At 53.8% G+C, this 20055-nt stretch carries 17 protein-coding genes; 10 read left to right on the top strand and 7 right to left on the bottom strand.

What is annotated here, in order from left to right:
• Positions 1-16: 16 nt before the first annotated feature.
• Positions 17-1090, bottom strand: a complete 1074-nt coding sequence (locus BN8_RS09735) for an NADH:flavin oxidoreductase/NADH oxidase (protein ID WP_009281681.1) — start codon at positions 1088-1090, stop codon at positions 17-19.
• A 117-nt stretch (positions 1091-1207) separates the two neighbouring features.
• On the opposite strand from BN8_RS09735, the gene BN8_RS09730 reads away from it, so the two are divergent.
• Both BN8_RS09730 and BN8_RS09725 read left to right on the top strand, forming a co-directional pair.
• Positions 1208-1741 carry a GNAT family N-acetyltransferase gene (locus BN8_RS09730; protein WP_040005939.1) on the top strand — a complete coding sequence of 178 codons (534 nt, stop codon included), beginning with the start codon at positions 1208-1210 and terminating at the stop codon, positions 1739-1741.
• Positions 1742-1853: 112 nt separating this feature from the next.
• Positions 1854-2369, top strand: a complete 516-nt coding sequence (locus BN8_RS09725; RefSeq protein ID WP_144051636.1) for a RidA family protein — start codon at positions 1854-1856, stop codon at positions 2367-2369.
• Between the two features lie 8 nt (positions 2370-2377).
• On the opposite strand, the gene BN8_RS09720 is transcribed toward BN8_RS09725, so the two are convergent.
• From BN8_RS09720 to BN8_RS09705, 4 genes are all read right to left on the bottom strand, one after another.
• Entirely contained in the window at positions 2378-2698 is a 321-nt protein-coding gene (locus tag BN8_RS09720) for a 2Fe-2S iron-sulfur cluster-binding protein (protein ID WP_009281678.1), read from the bottom strand.
• A gap of 104 nt (positions 2699-2802) precedes the next feature.
• A complete protein-coding gene (locus BN8_RS09715; protein WP_009281677.1) occupies positions 2803-3807 on the bottom strand; it encodes an NAD(P)/FAD-dependent oxidoreductase in 1005 nt (334 codons plus the stop codon).
• Positions 3808-4009: 202 nt separating this feature from the next.
• Positions 4010-5098, bottom strand: coding sequence for a sensor histidine kinase (locus BN8_RS09710; protein WP_229367857.1), 1089 nt, complete (start codon positions 5096-5098; stop codon positions 4010-4012).
• A gap of 17 nt (positions 5099-5115) precedes the next feature.
• The gene (locus BN8_RS09705) at positions 5116-6192 is read right to left on the bottom strand and encodes a hypothetical protein (RefSeq protein ID WP_009281675.1); all 1077 of its coding nucleotides are present in this window, start codon (positions 6190-6192) and stop codon (positions 5116-5118) included.
• Positions 6193-6370: 178 nt separating this feature from the next.
• Between BN8_RS09705 and BN8_RS09700 the strand changes: the two genes are divergently transcribed.
• Both BN8_RS09700 and BN8_RS09695 read left to right on the top strand, forming a co-directional pair.
• On the top strand, positions 6371-9283 hold the full coding sequence (locus BN8_RS09700) for a M16 family metallopeptidase (protein ID WP_009281674.1): 2913 nt from the start codon (positions 6371-6373) through the stop codon (positions 9281-9283).
• A gap of 290 nt (positions 9284-9573) precedes the next feature.
• Complete coding sequence (locus tag BN8_RS09695) at positions 9574-11142, top strand: DUF4394 domain-containing protein (RefSeq protein ID WP_009281673.1); 1569 nt, start codon at positions 9574-9576, stop codon at positions 11140-11142.
• A 90-nt stretch (positions 11143-11232) separates the two neighbouring features.
• Here the strand turns inward: BN8_RS09695 and BN8_RS09690 are convergent, their stop codons facing one another.
• The gene (locus tag BN8_RS09690; RefSeq protein WP_009281672.1) at positions 11233-11634 is read right to left on the bottom strand and encodes a hypothetical protein; all 402 of its coding nucleotides are present in this window, start codon (positions 11632-11634) and stop codon (positions 11233-11235) included.
• 259 nt (positions 11635-11893) lie between these two features.
• On the opposite strand from BN8_RS09690, the gene ggt reads away from it, so the two are divergent.
• Entirely contained in the window at positions 11894-13597 is a 1704-nt protein-coding gene (ggt, locus tag BN8_RS09685) for a gamma-glutamyltransferase (RefSeq protein WP_009281671.1), read from the top strand.
• 12 nt (positions 13598-13609) lie between these two features.
• Here ggt and BN8_RS09680 read toward each other — a convergent pair whose 3' ends face one another.
• Positions 13610-14884, bottom strand: a complete 1275-nt coding sequence (locus tag BN8_RS09680; RefSeq protein ID WP_009281670.1) for a M20/M25/M40 family metallo-hydrolase — start codon at positions 14882-14884, stop codon at positions 13610-13612.
• A 275-nt stretch (positions 14885-15159) separates the two neighbouring features.
• Between BN8_RS09680 and BN8_RS09675 the strand changes: the two genes are divergently transcribed.
• From BN8_RS09675 to BN8_RS09655, 5 genes are all read left to right on the top strand, one after another.
• Positions 15160-16716, top strand: coding sequence for a S10 family peptidase (locus BN8_RS09675; protein ID WP_009281669.1), 1557 nt, complete (start codon positions 15160-15162; stop codon positions 16714-16716).
• 120 nt (positions 16717-16836) lie between these two features.
• On the top strand, positions 16837-18387 hold the full coding sequence (locus tag BN8_RS09670; protein ID WP_009281668.1) for an HNH endonuclease family protein: 1551 nt from the start codon (positions 16837-16839) through the stop codon (positions 18385-18387).
• 62 nt (positions 18388-18449) lie between these two features.
• Positions 18450-18782: an Xre family toxin-antitoxin system antitoxin gene (locus BN8_RS09665; RefSeq protein WP_009281667.1), complete on the top strand. Its 333-nt coding sequence runs from the start codon at positions 18450-18452 to the stop codon at positions 18780-18782.
• 6 nt (positions 18783-18788) lie between these two features.
• A complete protein-coding gene (locus tag BN8_RS09660) occupies positions 18789-19331 on the top strand; it encodes a TetR/AcrR family transcriptional regulator (RefSeq protein ID WP_009281666.1) in 543 nt (180 codons plus the stop codon).
• Positions 19332-19477: 146 nt separating this feature from the next.
• The gene (locus tag BN8_RS09655; protein ID WP_009281665.1) at positions 19478-19909 is read left to right on the top strand and encodes a hypothetical protein; all 432 of its coding nucleotides are present in this window, start codon (positions 19478-19480) and stop codon (positions 19907-19909) included.
• Positions 19910-20055: the final 146 nt, after the last annotated feature.

Genomic DNA, 20055 nt, shown 5'->3' with positions numbered 1-20055 from the left:
TTTCGAGTTGATGGGGTTATCGCCGGGGTCTGGCGCGTTCGTACTGAACCGGCCAGGATACGTCGTCGCCCAGCGTATGGGCTGCATGAAGCGGAAAGTACGGGTCACGTAACATTTCGCGGGCCAGCATAATCAGATCGGCCTGTCCGTTAGCCAGAATCTCATCAGCCTGCTCGGGCGACGTAATCAGCCCAACGGCTCCCGTCAGCATTCCGGTTTCGCGCCGGATGCGGTCGGCAAAGCTAACCTGATATCCGGGGGCGGTTGGGATAGTAGCCCGGGGCACATTCCCTCCGGTTGAACAGTCGACTACATCGACGCCTTCTGGTTTTAACAACCCGGCCAGTGCCACTGAATCGTCCGCCGTCCAGCCGCCTTCGGTCCAGTCGGTGGCCGAAATGCGCACAAAAAGAGGCAAATCGTCGGGCCAGACACTTCTGACGGTACGGACCACCTCCAGCAACAGCCGAACGCGGTTGTCGAAGGAGCCGCCGTAGGCATCGGTACGGTGGTTGCTCAGGGACGACAGAAACTCGTGGAGCAGGTAGCCGTGGGCCGCGTGAATCTCGATCACCGAAAAACCGGCGGTCAGCGCCCGTTCGGCAGCTACCCGAAAGTCGTCCCGGATTTTCTGAAGGCCGGCGTCATCCAGTTCGGTGGGCGTTGGACCTCCTTCGGCAAACGGTATGGGACTCGGGGCTACGGTCTGCCAGCCCCGCTCTTCGGTTGGGGCGATAGGCGTTCCTCCCTCCCACGGCCGGCGATGGCTGGCTTTGCGCCCGGCATGCGCCAGTTGAACACCCGCGACTGATCCCTGTTGGCGGATAAACGATGTGATCCGCGTCAATTCCGGGATGTGGGCATCAGACCAGATCCCGAGGTCGTCGGGCGTAATGCGCCCCTCGGGCGATACGGCCGTTGCTTCGGTGATAATCAGGCCCGCACCGCCTACGGCCCGGCTACCGAGGTGAACCAGGTGCCAGTCGTTGGCAAACCCATCGACGCTCGAATATTGACACATCGGTGAAACAACAATTCGGTTTTTAAGCTGAAGGCTACGTAGGGTAAGCGGAGAAAACAAATGTGACATACAACAGCAACAATCGGCAGTGGTCTGAAGTTTACGCGGATTGATCGAATGTACTCGACCGGCGCTCAGGCCGGTCGGCAGGCAATCGTTTTAGATAGTATTCTATATTTGCAGCCTATGAAAAAGGCATCCATCCGGCCCGCTGCGGAGTCGGACATCTCCACGCTGAACCAGCTTGTTAATAGTGCCTACCGGGGCGATAGCTCCCGACGCGGCTGGACTACCGAAGCCGACCTCCTTGATGGCATCCGGACCGATGAATCGTCGCTGCGGGCTATGCTGCAAAACCCGGCGGCCACAATACTGACCTACGAAGCCGATGGACAGTTGATCGGCTGCGTTTATCTGGAAACAAAGACGGATCGTTCAGGTGCGTCTACCCTTTATCTCGGCATGTTGACCGTATCGCCCGACGCGCAGACGGGCGGCATCGGCAAACAGCTCATGGCCGCGGCCGAACAGGTTGCCCGTGAGCAGGGCTGTCGCAGTATCACGATGACGGTGATTCCACAACGGCACGAACTGATTGCCTGGTACGAACGGCGTGGCTACCGGGCTACGGGCGAAACCCGACCGTTCCCGATGGACGACCCCCGCTTTGGTTTGCCCAAAGTACCGCTGTCATTTATCGTTATGGAGAAGGTGCTTTAAAAAACCTGCTACGTAGCAGGCAGCCCGTCCATTTGGCACTTTTTGTTAGTTTGCAGTCCTAACCCCTGCTGCGGTCTGCAACCGCTGTAGGATGAACGCAACCAATTCCTACATGAAAACGATTGCCTTACTTAGCCTGCTGGCCTTTTCCATGGGCACTACGTCCGCCCAGTCTATTGAGCAAACCCTGACGAAGATGGGCATTACGTTGTTTACGCCGGCCAAACCAATGGCCAACTACGTCAAGGCCGTCCGGACGGGTAATCTGCTGTTTCTGGCGGGCCACGTATGCACCCGCGCCGACGGATCGGGGATTACGGGTAAGCTTGGCCAGGACCTGACCATAGAACAGGGCTATGAAGCCGCCCGGGTCGCCACCATCTCGCTCCTGTCCACCCTGAAAGCCGAACTGGGCAATCTCGACCGGGTGAAACGGATTGTGAAAGTGACCGGTTTTGTCAACTCCACCCCCGACTTTGGCGATCAGCCGAAGGTCGTCAACGGCTGCTCCGACCTGCTGGTCGCTACGTTTGGCGAACGGGGTAAACACGCCCGCTCGGCAGTCGGCATGGGCGCGCTACCGTCTAACTACGCCGTGGAAATTGAGCTGGTGGTGGAAGTAGACTGAGGTGTGACTCACTGCTCGGCACCCCGGATTCTGAATACGCCCCCTTCCAGCGACTCCTCTACCCGAAGCTGGCAGGACAGGCGACTGTCGAAGTCAGCGTCAGGTAACGTATCGAGCATGTCGAGTTCGGCATCCTGGGCGGGCGGTAGCTTATCGAGTCCTTCCAGCACCTGAACATGGCAGGTGGCGCAGAGGGCCATACCGCCACACGTGGCCAGTACGTTGTAATCTGAGGCTTTCAACACTTCCATCAGGCTCAGGTTAATGCCTTCCGGTACTTCTATGGGCTGCCGCGTGCCGTCGCGGTCTTCGATGGTAAACTGGATCATAATAAAGGGGAGGAAGGGGAAGAGAGGGATGAAACGGAGAAAATGGATCAGCACATTGCTATTCCCTTTCGTCCCTCTCTTCCCCTTCCTCCCTTCACTCCTTTTTAAAAAGTTGGTACGCCGTTGACGGTCGTGTACTTGAAACTTAGCTTCTGGTTCGGGTATACGTACCTGAAGGCACTCTGGCACATCAGGGCAGCCTCGTGGAAACCGCACAGAATCAGCTTCAGCTTACCGGGATACGTATTGATGTCTCCGATGGCGTAGATGCGCTCCACGTTGGTCGAGTAGTCGGTCGTGTCTACCGCAATGGCTGCTTTATCGATGTTCAGGCCCCAGTCGGCGATCGGTCCCAGCTTCGGTGTCAGGCCAAACAGCGGGATCAGGTTATCAGCCTCTAAGGTGCGTACCGTCTTATCCTTGGCCGTGATATTCACCTCCTGAAGATGGCCATTGCCGCTGATGCTCGTAATGTTTGATTGTAGTATCAGGTTAACTTTTCCTTCCCTGGCCAGGTCGAACACCTTCTCAGCCGAGTCGGGAGCGCCCCGGAACGTATCGCCCCGGTGCACAAGCGTCACTTCTTTGGCTACGTTGGCCAGGAAAACGGTCCAGTCGAGGGCTGAGTCGCCACCACCGGCCAGCACGACACGCCGATCGCGCAACTGCTCGGGATTCTTGACCATATAGGCCACACCCTTACCTTCAAAGTGCTCCAGGTTCTCGATTTCCGGCTTACGGGGTTCAAAACAACCCAGCCCACCGGCAATCACAACGACCTGGCAATGGACGGATGTTCCGTCGTTCGTCGTAATGATGTACGATCCGTCGTCCTGTTTTTCCAGGTTCTCGACCCGTTCGCCCAGCGTAAACGTCGGGTGAAACGGCTCAATCTGCTCCATCAGGTTGTCGACCAGATCCTGAGCATTGATAGACGGGTAGCCGGGGATGTCGTAAATCGGCTTTTGCGGATAAATTTCAGAAAGTTGCCCGCCCACCTGCGGCAGTGCGTCGATCAGGTGGCAGCGCATCTTCAGCAATCCGGCTTCAAAAACGGCGAACAGGCCAACCGGGCCCGCGCCAATGATGCATATATCGGTGGTAATCATTGATGTATTTGTCGTTCTGGAGCCGACGAAAAACGGACCGGCTCCATATGTAGAACGTGCTGTGTTGGTGAATAATTCGCCGTAAAAGTAGCCTTACGAGCCTTCAAGCAGGCATCACAAATTGGAATGGTGGATAACCGGACGGAATATCACCGTCTGAAAAACGCCCCTGACGTCGGCGATTGTACAAACCGATTTTGCTTCAGGAGCTAATCGGCAGTGTGATCGTAAACTCCGTAAACTGCCCCGATTCCGACTGCACGGTCAGCATACCGCCGTGCCCGTTGGTGATAATATCGTAGCTGATAGAAAGGCCCAGACCAGTACCCTGCCCAGTGGGTTTTGTCGTGAAGAACGGCTGAAATATCTTACCCATCAAGGCAGCAGGAATACCCGATCCATTGTCCCGAATGTGAATGGCCACTACAGCATCCTGCCGCCGGGTACGAACCGTAACGGTTGGCTGATAGGGTTCGCCTACCTGTTTCTGCTGCTCACCGACGGCGTAGAAGGCGTTGTTGAACAGGTTTAGCAGCACGCGGCCAAGGTCCTGCGCCACTACGTTCAGGGTAGGCAGATCGGCCGCGAAATCGGTTTCCAGCGTTACGTTAACGCTTTTATCCTTTGCCGAATCGCCGGACCGCCGTAATCCGTGGTAACTGAGCCGCAGGTATTCATCGACCAGTGCGTTCAGATCGGTAGGCTGTTTCTGGCCGGTACCGACGCGACTGTGTTCCAGCATGCCCCGCACAATATTGGCGGCCCGGTGCCCATGTTCACTAATCTTGGTAATGTTCTGTTTCAGGTCGGTCAGCAGCTCACCTTCCAGCTCCGGGTCGCGATCCGTATCCTTTTCGCGTTCGTCGTCCAGTTCCTGAATCAGTTCCGCCGACACTTCGGCGAAGTTGTTGACAAAGTTCAGTGGGTTCTGGATTTCGTGGGCAATGCCGGCCGTCAGTTCACCCAGACTGGCCAGTTTCTCGCGTTGAATCAGTTGCGCCTGGGTGGCCCGCAGGTCAGCCAGTGATTGCTGCAGCGCAGCCGTCCGTTCCGCAACCTGCTGTTCAAGTGTTTCGTTCTGAACGGCCAGCAGGTGCTGTTTCTCCTGCTCCTGGGCGATCGTCCGCGCCGACAAGTCCTCTACCTCACGCAGTTTCTGGCGCAGGGACTGGTACGTCCGGGCGTAGTCGCGCACGAGCGACAAGGATAGGCCCAGAGGAATGGTCAGCAGGGCAATGAGGGCGGCTACGGTGGTAACGCTCTGAAAAACGAAGCTTTGAAAACTGCCCAATAAAAACGAAAAAACGCCTAAGCTAGCCAGCAAAAAAAACCACCCAAAACCACGAAGAATACGATTCGTAATGAATTCCAAGGCAGGCGGGCATCGGCATCGCCCCGGCGCTTTCCTAACCAGCTAACCCGGACGTACTCAGCCAGTACTGCCGTGAACGGTACCCAGGCGATTGACTCAGCCAAAGGTCCAATGAAAATCTGGTAGCTAGCGTCAACCAGCAGCAAGCCAATTACCAGCCAATAGATCCAGCCGCGTGGCCGGTTTAGATAATAGTAGACCGACCGTAACAGCAGCCCTAAACCCGTATAGCCCAGGAGGTCATTGACCAGTTGTATCAACGAGTACAACGGCAGCGTAACGACAAGAGTGCTCAGGCCGCTCAGCAGAAAAAAGCTACCGAAGACCAGCATCGTGATACCCAGCCAGAAATTGACCCGCTGCGCGGTGTTGGCGCGATAAAACAACAGGTGCAGAAAACCCAGCAGCAGAAACACGCCCGCCAGCGAATAATCGAGTCCGGCTACCCAGCGGTGGTATGAAATCAGATTCTGACCGGCTTCGTTGTTTTTTTCCAGCCGCATCTCGAAGGCCGACAGGTCAACGTTGGCGTAGTAGACGGGCTGACGGGCAAACCGATAACGAACTGCCAGCACGTGCCGATTCGTATCAGGCAGTTGGAAAGGGACAAATTGCGTAATCCGTTGCGGACCGGCAGAATCTCCCCCCGGTGGCTGGAGAACGGCCAGTCGGCGACCATCGAGATACACCTCCGACGACCCGTATTGCTCGATTACCAATTGAAACTCCTGACCAACCAGCCGCTTTTTCATCTGAACCGGCAACCGGAACCAGCCGCGCCCGGATCTCCACAATGCTTTGTTTTCGATGAGGGGTTCGGCTGGTGACGTCAGTTCCCACGCCCGATCATTGTAGGCAGGGTTAGCCCACACCAGGCTATCACCAGCCTGGAATCGCCAGTAGTTATCAGCGAGTTGCTGCATAACCCGGATGGTCTCTGTGCTATCGGCCGACTGCGCAACGCCGAAAAAAGGTACCAGCAGGCAGAAAAGAGTCAGGCAAAGGCGGTGCATTCGCGGAGATAGACTTAAGGGAAGTAGGTTTGATCTCAAAGGTACTCGAATGCCGGCATATCGTAACTCCTTTTCCCTACCCGAAAACCTACTATTTCTTCGTTTTCAATGGCATTTATGCCTTTAATTTTCCTATATCTGCGTAAATTACCAACTTATTTATGGTCAACACCCATTTATGAGAAAAACTACCTTCAAGTTGGCAACGCTGCTGGCCCTACTGTCCATCGGTGTCGCTCAGGCCCAAACCAAACTGGTGGAGAAGGTCACCCGAAAGGGCAACGAACTCCTGATTCCGTACGAAAAGTACGTACTGCCCAATGGGCTGACGCTGGTAATCCACGAAGACCACTCCGACCCCATCGTGCACGTTGACGTTACCTACCACGTCGGCTCGGCCCGCGAGGAAATCGGCAAGTCAGGTTTCGCGCACTTCTTCGAGCACATGATGTTCCAGGGCTCCGATCACGTAGCCGACGACGAACACTTCAAGATCGTGACCGAGTCGGGCGGTACGCTCAACGGCACCACCAACCGCGACCGCACCAACTACTTCGAAACCCTGCCGAGCAACCAGCTCGAACGGGCACTCTGGCTCGAAGCCGACCGCATGGGCTTCCTGCTCGACGCCGTGACGCAGAAAAAGTTTGAGATTCAGCGGGCGACGGTGAAAAACGAACGGGGCCAGAACTACGACAACCGCCCGTATGGCCTGGTGAGCGAGTACGTCGCCAAAAACCTGTACCCTTACGGCCACCCGTACTCCTGGCTGACGATCGGCTACGTCGAAGACCTCAACCGCGTGAACGTCAACGACCTGAAGAACTTCTTCCTGCGCTGGTACGGCCCCAACAACGCCGTCCTGACCATCGGGGGCGATGTAAATTCGAAGCAGGTGGTATCGCTGGTGGAGAAGTATTTCGGCAACATTCCGAGCGGCCCGGCGGTGACTAAAACGCAGGTGCCGACGCCAGTGCTGGACAAAGACCGGTACGTGTCGTACGAAGATAACATCCGGTTCCCGATGCTCCAGATCACCTTCCCGACGGTGCCGAACTTCCACCCCGACGAAGCCCCGCTCGACGCACTGGCCGAAATTCTGGGCGGTGGCAAAAGCTCCCTCTTCTACAAGAATTTTGTAAAGAAACAGATTGCCGTGCAGGCCAATGCATCGCACCCGGCTACCGAGCTGGCGGGGCAGTTTACGTTTACGGTACTGCCGTTCCCCGACAAAAAACTGGACAGCATCGAAGCCGCCATTCGGCAGACGCTGGTTGAGTTTGAAAAACGGGGCGTCACCGACGACGATATCAAGCAGTTTACGGCTACCCGCGAGGCTCAGCTCATCGACGGGCTGTCGAGCGTGTCGGGTAAAGTGTCGCAACTGGCTTCGTTCCAGACGTTTCTGGGGAATCCGAACTACCTGCCGCAGGAGTTCAAGCGGTACAAGAGCGTGACAAAGGCTGACATCATGCGGGTGTACAACCAGTACATTAAAGGCAAAAACGCCGTGATTCTGACGGTGTATCCAAAAGGCAAAGCCGACATCGTGGCCAAGCCCGACAACTATACCATCTCGACGGCCGATTACAAAGCGCCCGACTACGGGTACGCCGGTCTGACGTACAAGAAACCGAAAGACAATTTCGACCGGAGCGCGAAGCCCGGCCCCGGCCCGAACCCGACCCTGAAGGTTCCGCCCTACTGGACCGATAAGCTGGCCAACGGCCTGAAGGTGATCGGCACGCGCAACGACGAAGTACCGACCGTTACGATGCTGTTCTCGATCAAGGGTGGGCATCTGCTATCGGCCACCGATCCGTCGAAAGCCGGTATTGCCCAACTGACGGCCGCGCTCATGAACGAAGCTACCGAGCGGTTCAGCAACGAAGAACTGAACGCCAAGCTGGAGAAGCTCGGCAGTAGCATCGATATTCGGGCCAGCACCGAAGAAATCAACGTATCGGTTGAATCAATGGTCAAAAATCTGGATTCGACGCTGGCGCTGGTGGAAGAAAAACTGCTGCGGCCGAAGTTCGCGGCTGAGGATTTTGAGCGGCTTAAAAAGCAGCAGATCGAGCTGATTGCCAACCAGAGCACCCAGCCGGTGGTGATTGCCAACAAAGCGTATAGCAAGCTCCTCTACGGCCCGGACAATATCCGCTCGATTCCGGTCAGCGGTACGACGAAAACGGTCGAAGCCATCACGCTCGACGATGTCAAGACATTTTACCAGAAATACCTGTCGCCGTCGGTAACGAACCTCGTCGTTGTGGGCGACGTCGACCAGTCGACGGCCATGACGAAGCTGGCGTTCCTGAACAAATGGACGCCAAAGTCGGTGACGCTGCCGAAAGCAGCCCCGGCCCGCAAAATCGACAAGACCCGTATTTATCTGGTCGACAAAGAGAAAGCGGCTCAGTCCGAAATCCGGATTGGCTACCTGACGGATATACCCTACGACGCTACTGGCGAATACTACCGCGCAACCCTGGCCAACTACATGCTGGGCGGGGCTTTCAATAGCCGTATCAACATGAACCTGCGCGAAGACAAGGGCTGGACCTACGGTGCCCGTTCGGGCTTTGGCAGCACCAAAACCCCCGGACCGTTTACGGCGCAGGCGGGTGTGAAAGCGGCCGCTACGGATAGCTCGGTGGTGGAATTTGTTAAGGAGATTACCAACTACAGCAAGTCCGGCATTACGGAGCAGGAACTGGCGTTTGTGAAAAGCTCACTCGGTCAGGTAGACGCCCTGCGCTACGAAACTCCGCTACAAAAAGCGTTTTTCCTCGGCCGTATCATCGAGTACGACCTGCCGCGTAACTACGTAGAGCAGCAAAGCGACATCCTGCGCAACATCACCAAAGCGCAGATCGACGCCGTGGCGAAAAAGAACCTACCGATCAACAACATGATCATCACCGTGGTAGGCAACAAGGAACTGGTCAAGCCTGGCCTGGAACGCTTAGGTTATGAACTGGTTGAACTGGATAAGGAAGGCAACCCGCTGGTAACGGCTTCGTCAACGTCGACGGCTCCTGCCAAAGCCGGTTCGTCGTCTGACAATAAGGGGAATAACCGCAATTAAGTGACCGGGGTCACCCAAGGATACGCGAGGAGCGGTCGGCAAAACAGCCGACCGCTCCTCGCTTTTTTGCAGGCACTCACTCATAAGCGAGTGGGCTTGTAGTAGCACTACATAGTATTCCAAACCGGTTCGACGTACCGGTTTGGAGTTGCGACACGCAAACGCTGATCTGACGAAAAATTAGTTTTTAATTAGATTTTAATTTTTCTAAATCCGAAACGCATGGGGCTACGTAAGGGGATTGTACGAGTACGAGTTAATCACTTCTAACAATCAACGATTCGAGCACTATGTTTACTAACTCCCCATTACAGGTGTTACGTCGGGCAGCGGCCCTTCTGTTAGCCGGCGGTCTTGTAACGCTGAATGCGTGTAAACCTTCGGAAGTAGAGGAACTAAGCTCTCAGCCGAGCAGCGCCCGGTTAGCCTCTGATATGCCAGTTTATCTGCTTACCGACGGCAACAAACTGCTGCGCGTAACGCTGGCCAATACCACTTCCCCTACCGCTACGATCACCATCACCGGCATCGCGTCGGGTGACGTACTACGGGGCATTGACTTCCGCCCGGCCACCGGCCAGCTCTACGGCGTTACACGCGGTAGCCGGCTATATGCAATCAACCCCATGACGGGGGCCGCCACGGCGCTGGGTTCCGGCCCTTTCATGCCAATGGTCATGGGCGATGACATTGGCTTCGACTTTAACCCGACCGTCGACCGGATTCGCCTGGTTACGAACAACGGACAGAACCTGCGCCTGAACCCGGAAACGGGAACCGTGCAGGTTATCGACGGTAACATCAACGGCGCACCGGGCGCTCGGCTGACGGGGGCTGCCTACACCAACAACCGGTCTGGCGTAACCACCACGACGCTGTACGTGATCGACCCCGTTACCGACAAGCTGTATCGGCAGGACCCGCCCAACAACGGGACCCTGGTTGAGATCGGTTCGCTGGGTGTCAATGCGGCTGGTACAGGCAGTTTTGACATTGCTCCGGACGGCAACACCCTCGCTACGTTGATCGTCGATAATCAACCGGCTTTCTTCGAGATCGACCTGGCTACGGGCCGTGCTACCAAGATCGGCAATCTGCCCGACGTCGGCATGAGCATCGTGGGGCTGGCTATTCCGACCGAGCCGGTTGCTTATGCGGTTGAAAACGGCAATACGCTGGTTACGTTCAACCCGATGAATCCGTCATCGCTCATCCGGAAGTCGGTCACGGGCCTGCAGGATGGCGAGATGATCCGGGGTATCGACTTCCGCCCGGCCAACGGCCAGCTCTACGCGATCGGCAGCACCAGCCGGTTGTACACCATCAATACATCGAACGGTGCGGCTGCCATGGTTGGCTCAGGTCCGCTCAGCACGCCGTTGTCGGGCACGGAATTCGGCTTTGACTTCAACCCGACGGTTGACCGGATTCGGGTGACGAGCAACATGGGTCAGAACCTGCGTCTGAATCCTGACAACGCAGCCGTAGCGGCCGTAGACGGCATGTTGCGGCTGGCAGGTGGTGGCCGTATGCCGACCATCCCGGCGGCTGCCTACACCAACAACTTTGCCGGAGCCACCACCACGACGCTGTACGTGCTGGATAACAACACCATGCAACTTTTCACGCAGAACCCGCCCAACGACGGGGTGCTGAATGTGGTTGGTTCACTGGGCGTCATGATTGAAGGTGGCAACGGTTTTGACATCGGCGGTACGTCCAATGCGGCCTATGCCCTGCTGCGGTCAGGCGGCTCGACCCGCGTATACTCGATAAACCTCATGACCGGAGCCGCTACGATGACGGGTAACACGATGATGGGCCCCGTTTCCGGTATGGCCCTGGGCTTAGGTTTCTAAGCAGTTTTTAACGCTAAACAAGAAAACCGAAGCGGCCTCCGCTTCGGTTTTTCTTGTTTGTATCTCTCCCGTTTATAAGAGTGCGAATAGTCAATTCGGATTGCGTCTCAAAAAATAGGTCCTGGGTTTCGACGCCCCGCCAAAGTGCGCCGTCAACAGGAACTCCTGTTCGTTGACCGCCCGGACCGAAAGCGCTGAGTTATTATCCCGCTCCGATTCGATCAGAAAGTAATACGTTTTACCCCGTTCCAGGGGCATAAAAAACGGCTGTTCCCGATCCAGCAACCCCAGACTATCGGCATCCGTTTCGACCATTACCCATTCATTCGAGCCAATCCGAATAGGTTTATCTGCGTTGAGTGTTGTTCGCAGTTTTATGCCTCGTAAGCTAAAATTCAGCGGGAAGTAGAAATTCATTTTGGCGGTGGTTTGCCCGTATGACCACTGAACCAGGCCGAGGAACAGGACAAGGCATATTGCTGGCTTTTTCATAATCGTAGGGTTTATATGTACTCAATAAGCTATGTATTTAACTCCTTTCGGCCAAATGTACCCCCAGCTATATCACAAAATTATCTATTAGCCAGTAGCGGAAACCAAGTCCTGGTTTGAGCCTTCAGCAGCGTTCCCTGCATGAAGGCGTTGCAGCATACCGTAAAGTTTCAGGAGCCACCTGACCTGGTAATCGGTAAAGGATTTTTAGCTATTTTAGGGCAGTACCTACACGCTATTTGTTCACTACGCCATTTGTATGAAGTCTCTCTTTATCAGCCTGTTCTTTCTCATCGCATCGGGTCTATTCGACGTAACACACGCTCAGGACCGACTCAGCGGCAAATCGTTTGCTACCCGATCCGTCGTGATGGGGCAGCATGGTATGGCCTGCACCTCGCATCCGCTGTCGACACAAGCTGCGGTTGAGGTGCTGAAAGCAGGGGGCAACGCTATCGATGCGGCTATTGCAGCGAACGCCATGGAAGGTGTCGTTGAACCGCACGTCAACGGCATCGGGGGCGATCTGTTCGCGATTGTCTGGGACGCCAAAACCAAAAAACTGTACGGGCTGAATGCCTCGGGCCGGTCGCCTTACAACCTGACCCTGGCCGAATTTAAAAAACGCGGGCTGACGCACATTCCCCCTACCGGGCCGTTGCCCGTATCGGTCCCGGGCTGCGTTGACGGCTGGTTTGAGCTTCACAAAAAGTTCGGTAAAACGCCCATGCCGACGATTTTGTCGTCGGCTATCCGGTACGCCCGCGACGGGTACCCCGTCCACGATGAAGCGACGTTTTACTGGGACTACATGATCCAGCGACTTGGCTCGTTTCCGAATGTAAAGGAAACCTACGCGCCTACCGGAACGGCACCAAACCGTGGCGAACTATTCAAAAATCCAGCCCTGGCGAATACCCTTGAGAAAATCGCCAGAGGTGGTCGGGATGCCTTTTATAAAGGGGAGATCGCCCGCACCATCGACGCTTTTATGAAAAAAATGGGCGGCTACCTGACCGCCAAAGACCTCGCCGACCATACGTCAGAATGGGTCGAACCGGTATCGACCAACTACCGGGGCTACGACGTCTGGGAACTACCGCCCAACAGCCAGGGCATTTGCACGCTGCAGATGCTCAATATTCTGGAAGGCTATGACTTTTCAACGATTCCGTGGGGCAGTCCCGAACACATTCACCGCTTTGTGGAAGCCAAAAAACTGGCTTTCGAAGACCGGGCTAAGTACTATGCCGACCCTGCTTTTGCCAGGATTCCAGTCAACGAACTGATTTCGAAGGCGTACGCAGCCGAACGGCGTAAACTCATCAACCCGGAGCAGGCCGCCAGACGTGTGGAAGCGGGCAACCCGGCTCTCCGCGATGGCGACACGATCTACCTCACGGTTGCCGATGGTGAAGGTAACATGGTGTCTCTGATTCAAAGCAACTACCGGGGCTTCGGATCGGGTATGGTTCCCGACGGGCTTGGCTTCATGCTCCAGGACCGGGGTGAACTGTTCAGCCTGATTGACGGCCAAAACAACACCTACGCCCCTCACAAGCGGCCGTTTCAAACCATTATTCCCGCGTTTATTACCAAAGACGGCCAGCCGTTCATGAGCTTCGGCCTGATGGGAGGCAGCTTCCAGCCGCTCGGTCACGTTCAGATTGTAATGAACATGATCGATTTTGGCATGAATCCGCAGGAAGCCGGCGATGCGCCCCGCATCGATCACCAGGGTTCGTCGGAACCGACTGGCGAAAAAATGCTGAACGCGGGCATCGTTACCCTCGAATCCGGCTTTCCCTACGAAAGCATACGGGAGCTGATGATCCGTGGCCATCAGGTCGGCTATGGCCTTGGCGTTTACGGCGGTTATCAGGCCATTATGTACGACGCTAAAAACAAAGTCTACCACGGGGCAACAGAATCCCGGAAAGATGGCCAGGCTGCCGGGTTTTAAGCCGGGCTGGGGCTAGCGCGTCAGGCGGTAGATCAGCACGGCCGTGCGCTGAATCAGCAGCGGGTACTCCTTCAGATTCATGGTTTCCTCAATGCTGTGCGCGCCTTTGCCCGACGCACCCAGCCCATCCAGACAAGGCAGGTACGCAGCAACGAACGATACGTCCCCCGCCCCACGCGAACCCGGATCACCGGCCGCGACCGGTCCCAGACCCATGTCCTCACTGACTTTGCTGACCAGCTTACGCAGATCATCGTTCGCGGCCGAGGGCTCCATCGACGGAATACCGTCGGCAAACGTAATGGTCGCTTTGGTCTGCGGTAGACTTTTGTCAACAATCTCGCGCATCCGGGCCCGGGCGTTTTCCTTCTGCGCTTCCCCCAAAAACCGCAGATCGCCTTTCACCAGGGTCGCCCCGGCAACAATATTCGTTTTGCCGACCGTTTCGGCTTTGGCCGTTTTGTCGTCGTAACGTACTTCGGCACCGCCCACGATCAGGCCGGGGTTGAACGTCAGGTATTGCTCCTGGCTGAGCGTCCGCCGAAACTCGTTGAGGATACGCGTCGCTTCGTAAATAGCGCCGTAGCCCAGGCTGCTGAACACCCCGGATGAGTGGCCGGAGCGAGCTTTTACGTTCAGCGTCCAGCTACTCGCCCCCCGCCGACCCGTGGTCACCGTCCGTAGACCCTGAGCCGTTTCGAACGCCAGCGCTACGTCGCATTGCTTCGCCCGTTTGATGAAATCCCGCCGACTTTCGGGGCCTCCGGAGCTTTCTTCGTCGCCGGTGAAGTAGACAGTGATGGACGTATCGTCGAGCAGGCCCTGAGTTTGCAGCGCTTTCAGGGCAGCAATAACCAGTACGTCGCCCCCTTTCATGTCGTTGACACCCTGCCCCGAGGCCGTCGAATCGTTCAGTCGGGTGAACGGCTCCATCGGCAGGCTCTTTTCAAACACCGTGTCCAGGTGCCCGATCAGAAACAGTTTTTTGCCTTTCTTTCCCTGCCGCGTGGCAACCAGATGCCCCGCGCGGTTCATCGAATCGGGGAGCGTGATCCACTCGGTCTTGAACCCCAATTTCTGTAGTTCGTCCCCCATCAGTTTCCCGACCGTCCGGACGCCTTCAATATTGAGTGTACCGCTGTTGATATTAACGACCTTTTCCAGAAAGGCCATCGTTTCGGGCATCTGTTTCTGAACACTCTGAACAATTCCCTTTTCGGGTTTGGTAAGCGACTGCCCGAAGGCAACCTGGCTGCTCAGCAGGAAGGCAAGTAGAAGTTTTCTCATCAGGTTGACGTAAACGTTAAAGCGTAGGGTAATGCCCCGAAGGGGTGACCTGTCAATAGCATATCAAGAGCCTTCAAACCCCATAGTGCCGTAGGTGCGATTCTATTCACAGGCGCCCTAAGGGGCTGAAAACTACGTAGCTTATTTTCTCAAAGTTGGCAAAATACACAAACTTGCCATTCTCCCGAATTTTCTACGGCTATTCTGGCTATCTTCGTCAAAACGCACGGTTCATTACTACATTTACCGTTTCATTCCGTGTTCATTCCGTACCCATGAAAAAAGCATTTCTTGCACTGCTTACCAGTTGCCTGATCCTACCCGGCAGCTACGCTCAGAAACCCACCGCCGACAAAGAAAAACCCGCCCCCAACCCTGAAACGCCGACCTTTTCGGGTAAAAACCGTACACTGGATCTTGACCGTCAGGTCGTGACCAACGGCCAGGTGACGATCAAAGGGCAGCGCGTACCGTATAAAACCACGGCGGGTACCATTCCTGTCTGGGACGAAGAAGGGAAACCCGTTGCCGGTGTGTTCTTTACGTATTTTGAGCGCTCCGACGTGGCCGACCGCTCGGCCCGCCCGCTGGTGATTTCGTTTAACGGCGGCCCCGGCACAGCCTCCGTCTGGATGATGATCGGCTACACTGGCCCCCGCATCCTGAAGGTCGACGACGAAGGCTATCCTGTTCAGCCCTACGGCATCAAAGACAACCCGCACTCGATTTTAGACGTAGCCGACATTGTCTACGTCGATCCGGTTAACACGGGCTTCTCGCGGCCCGCCAACAAGGACGTACCGGCCGCCAAGCTGTTTTTTGGCGTGAACGCCGACATCAAGTACCTCGCATCGTGGATCAATACGTTTGTGAGCCGCTACAACCGCTGGGCGTCGCCGAAGTACCTGATCGGAGAAAGCTACGGCACGACGCGCGTATCGGGGCTGGCGCTGGAGTTGCAGAACAGCCACTGGATGTACCTCAACGGCGTGGTGCTGGTATCGCCCACCGACCTCGGCATTGAGCGCGACGGACCGGCGCGGGGAGCGCTGAAACTACCGTACTTTGCGGCTACGGCCTGGTACCACAAGGCGCTTCCCGCTGATCTGCAAAAGAAAGACCTGACTGACGTACTGCCTGAAGTCGAGAACTTTACCATTTCGGAGTACATGCCCGCCCTGGCGATGGGTGGTTCCCTGAGCGACCAGAAGCGGAAAGAAATTGCCGCCAAAGTGGCCCGGTATTCGGGGCTGTCTGAATCGGCCGTGATGCAGCAGAACCTTGACGTACCGACCAATTTCTTCTGGAAGGAACTGCTACGTGGCAAGGGCCAGACCGTCGGCCGACTGGATTCGCGCTACCTCGGTATCGACAGCAAGGATGCCGGTATTGCCCCCGACTACAACGCCGAACTAACGTCGTGGCTGCACTCGTTCACGCCCGCTATCAATATGTTCATGCGGGAGGAGCTGAACTACAAAACCGACCTGCCCTATTACATGTTCGGGCCGGTACGTCCGTGGGACAATACCAACAACCACACGGGCGAAGACCTGCGCCAGGCAATGGCCCAGAACCCGTACCTGCATCTGCTGGTGCAATCCGGCTACTACGACGGAGCCTGCGATTATTTCAACGCCAAGTACAACATGTGGCAAATGGACGCGGGTGGCAAGCTGAAAGACCGCATGGAATGGGAAGGCTACCGCAGCGGCCACATGATGTACCTCCGCAAAGAAGACCTCGCGACCAGCAACGAAAACCTGCGCCAATTCATCCAGAAAAGCACCCCGAAAAACAGCGCCCCGGCGAAGTATTCAGGGAGCCGGTGAAGGTTCTGGCTTTTTATTATTAAACTTATAATACAATGGGCTAGATCTTTTACTATTATCAAAACGCTCGCAAGTTCATTTTTGTAATTACTATTAATACTTGTAATTTTCAAACTCAAAATGGCAAAACTTTTAGTGAATTTAGATGCAATGATTACAAGAGCAGATTTTGCTCAAATTAAAGATGAGGATAATAGCTTCGAGACTTTTGACAAAATTTCAATACATCACTTTACAAGCGAAGGTCTTGTAGGAAAAATTTTAAGAAAACCAGATTTTCAAAGAGAAACAAATCACTGGACTCCTGAACAAGTAGTTTCATTGTTAGAGTGTTTTGTAAGTGGTGATTTAATTCCCTCTGTAATTTTATGGAAGTCATCAACATTTTTGTATGTTATCGACGGAGGCCATAGGCTTAGTGTTTTAAAAGCTTGGGTTGAAGATGATTACGGTGATAACTACCTTTCTGTCAAATACTTTGAAGATTCTATTTCTGAAAACCAAAAAAAAGCAGCAAAAAAGACTCGAGAGTTGGTAAATGCCACAATTGGGTCTTATCAGCAGTTCAAAAAGAAGGTAGAAAACAACGAGATAGATTCTAAGATATCATCTATTTTATCAAGAGCTTTACCTGTACAATGGGTGAAAGGAGATGCAGGCAAAGCAGAAGCTTCTTTTTTTAAAATTAACACCCAAGGAACACCTCTTGATAAGATTGAGCAGTCGTTGTTGGAAAATAGGAAAAGACCTATTGCAATTGCAGCTAGAGCAATAATTCGAGCAGGGCGTGGCCACAAATACTGGTCCCAGTTTAACGAAGACAACACCTTAAAGATTGAGGTTTTAGCTAAAAAACTTCATTCAACACTTTTCGAACCTGAAATTAAAACACCAATTAGAAATCTTGATTTACCGCTGGGTGGCTCAAAAGGAATTAGAACTGCATTACAAATAATAATCGAGTACATCTCTATTGCTTGTATAACTCAAACCGAAAAGCATCAATCTATTACATTCGGAACTGATGATGAAACTGGAGATCAGACAATAAAAGTTTTGAAAAAAGCTGAAAGGTTAACTGATAGGATTACTGGTAATGATAGAGGTAGCTTAGGTCTTCATCCAGCTATATATTACTATGGCCCATCTGGTGTGCATTCTTCCCCAATGTTTTTAGGTACTGCAAGATTTGTAAGCGAGAAGATCTGCAATAATGATGGTGATTTCTTTAGGAAGTTTTCTTTATCGCGAAAGAAAATAGAAGATTCATTAATTTTACATAAAGAGCTTATAGCTACAATACTTCAAAAGCTGGGTTCTGTAAAAAGAGTTGAGATTTATAGCAAAGTAATTAATTCAATTTATAGAGCCGCAGTAGATAACGAAGAAATTTCTGAAAGTAAAATTGTTGAATGGGCTGGTCTCACAGGAAAGATCGTAGTTGGAAGTGAGCAAACAAAGTCAACTCTGTTTTCTGATGACATCAAGAGCAAAATCTTTATACAATCGACTCTAAAACATGCACCAAGATGCCCATTATGCGATGGATATATTGACTCAAGTAAATCTATATCCTACGATCACATAATTAGAAGGCAAGATGGTGGAATTGGTACAAGTGAAAATGGCCAAATCACTCACCCCTATTGTAATCAATCCTTAAAAAATTGATAACGCTTCTATAATGATGAGCTACTTGATAAAGCTGAAGAATAATATCTTTTAGATTGATCATGAGTAAACAAGTTGACGAAGTTGCGGCTTTAGTCGGTTTGACGGATAAAGAGATGGCGTATGCCCTTAACATGACGCTACGCAATTTGTACCGACTGAAAGATGAACAGCGTTTGCCTGTAGCAGCCTCCGAGCGCTTTCATCTCCTCCAAAATTTGCTGGCACACGCCTTAGATACGTTTGAGGGCCGCAAAGCAACCGTATTGCACTGGTTCAGAACCCCTATCCGCGAACTGGCTTACCAGACTCCTATTCAATTACTCGACACGGTGACTGGATTCGGCTTAGTAGATGATGTTCTGGGACGTTTGGATCATGGGCTTCCGGCTTGATTGAAGATGACAATCGACAACAAAGAACCTTGGATTCTGGTCGGCTATGGCCTGTTCGCCAAAGAAGGGCCGGCCGCGTTGAAGGTAGAAGTCATGGCCCGGCTGGTGAACAAAAGCAAATCGTCCTTCTATCATCATTTCGCCGATGTCGATGTCTTTACGGAGCTATTACTAAGCTATCATCTCAAACGGTCACACATCATTGCCCAGCGAGAGAGTCTGTGTGAACGTATCACTCCCGATCTGATCAACGTCCTCCTCGACGTAAAGCAGGATTTACTCTTCAACCGGCAGTTACGCGTGAACCGGCACAATCCAACGTTCAACAAATGCCTTGACCAATCCACACAAGCCGTGGAGAGCGCTTTCCTGACCGTGTGGGCCAGAGACCTTGGACTTGCCGACAAATCCCATCTGGCACACTCCCTGTTTAAGCTCACGCTCGAAAACTTCTATTTGCAGCTCACCGAAGCGTCGTTGACCTACGAGTGGCTGGCCAATTACTTCAGCGACGTACGCTCAATGGTTACGGAGTTCAAAAAACCATAAGCGTCTGGTCCGCCCGATTGTACGCTGCCGTCTAAAATTACCGGAACGTGGACATCATCTTTGCCGGTAAGCAGGGAGGCAACCTCAGGATTTAGTCCGTAAGAACCTGTCCTGTATGCCTTTCAACCCACAACCCAGGTACAATCATGTCTCATTCATTTCACAAATTCTGGCTGAAAGTCACGGCTTTTGTTGTCGGCTCGTTTGGGCCGGTTTTCTTCCTCGGGACGATGAAATCGACATCGGAACCCGCTCGGCTAACACTCGATCTGTTGAGCTGGCCGGTTGATGGTGCCACCACCTACGCTGCCCCCGACACGCAGTTTCTGTCGGCGCTTACGGGCGGCTTCCTGTTGGGCTGGGGCGTCATGATCTGGTGCGTGTCCGTATGGGTCTATGATAAAGCGCCGGAAGCTGTTCGTAAAAGCGTACTTACCGGCGTTCTTTCGTGGTTCGTGCTGGATAGTGCCGGTTCCATTGCCTCCGGAAACACCTCAAATGCCTTTTTCAACGTAATCGTCCTGCTGATCGCCGTAGGCCCTTTATGGCGTCCTGCCCGTGAGTTAGCCAGTCGCTGATTTCTAAATCTGAAGATTATCAACAAGAAATATAACCGGTTGTCGGCTCTGATGCTCATGCAGGCTACTCCGTCCACTGGTAAAACCCGCTTCTCGCTGACAATTCGGAAGTTTTTATCTTCTTAACTTTGTAACCAATCTGCCGT

Source organism: Fibrisoma limi BUZ 3, from assembly GCF_000296815.2.
Taxonomy (GTDB): Bacteria; Bacteroidota; Bacteroidia; order Cytophagales; family Spirosomataceae; genus Fibrisoma; species Fibrisoma limi.
The sequence above is the reverse complement of the archived record's forward strand: the minus strand, read 5'-3'. Positions and strand labels throughout refer to the sequence as shown.